The organism is Burkholderia sp. LMG 13014, assembly GCF_905232215.1.
Taxonomy (GTDB): Bacteria; Pseudomonadota; Gammaproteobacteria; order Burkholderiales; family Burkholderiaceae; genus Burkholderia.
Map to the genome: position 1 here is coordinate 1 of NZ_CAJNKE010001064.1, position 1,009 is coordinate 1,009.

General features: G+C 62.9%; 1 protein-coding gene. It reads left to right on the forward strand.

What is annotated here, in order from left to right; genetic code table 11:
• Positions 1-171: 171 nt before the first annotated feature.
• On the forward strand, positions 172-1,009 hold an 838-nt coding region (locus JYJ84_RS37405; RefSeq protein WP_205190368.1), incomplete at its 3' end, for a diiron oxygenase.

Here is a 1,009-nt window from a genome sequence, read left to right on the forward strand (position 1 = left end):
CCAACGGCGGCGACGCGGCCGCCCGGCTGCCGGACGAGGAATCACCGTCCGGCGGGCCGGTTTCCCGCGTAAAATTAGAGTCTTGGCTGCAAAAAGCGCGCTCGGGCGTGCTTGCGCGGCAACAGTCACGTTTAGAGAAGTCGCATTGCGCAGAACAGGGGTGGGACCATCATGAACACGATGCTTTATCCGGAACTTTACCGATCGCTCGAAGCCGTCCGCTGGGACATGGAGAAGGACATTCCGTGGGACAAGTTCGACGCTTCGCTGCTCACCGACGAGCAGGCGAAGACGATCAAGATGAACGCGATCACCGAATGGTCGGCGCTGCCCGCGACGGAAATGTTCCTGCGCGACAACCAGCACGACAGCGACTTTTCCGCGTTCATGAGCGTGTGGTTCTTTGAAGAGCAGAAGCATTCGCTCGTGCTGATGGAATACCTGCGCCGCTTCAAGCCGGAAATGGTGCCGACCGAAGAGGAACTGCACGCGGTGCGCTTCCAGTTCGATCCGGCGCCGCCGCTCGAGACGCTGATGCTGCACTTCTGCGGCGAGATCCGCCTGAACCACTGGTACCGCTGCGCGGCCGACTGGCACACCGAGCCGGTCATCAAGCAGATCTATGAAACGATCTCGCGCGATGAAGCGCGCCACGGCGGCGCGTACCTGCGCTACATGAAGAAGGCGCTGAACAACTGCGGCGACGTCGCACGTGCCGCGTTCGCGAAGATCGGCGTGCTGATGGCGTCGGCGCGCCGCACCGAGAAGCCGCTGCACCCGACCAACCTGCACGTGAACCAGGCGCTGTTCCCGCGCGACACCGTGCAGTCGCGCCTGCCCGATCCGGAATGGCTCGAGCGCTGGCTCGACGAGCAGATCCGTTTCGACGGCGAATGGGAAAAGAAGGTCGTCGAGCGGATCCTGCACAACCTGTCGATCCTGTTCGAGCGCACGTTCGCGACCGCACAGGAACTGAACCGCTACCGCAAGGAAGTCACCGGCCGCCTGC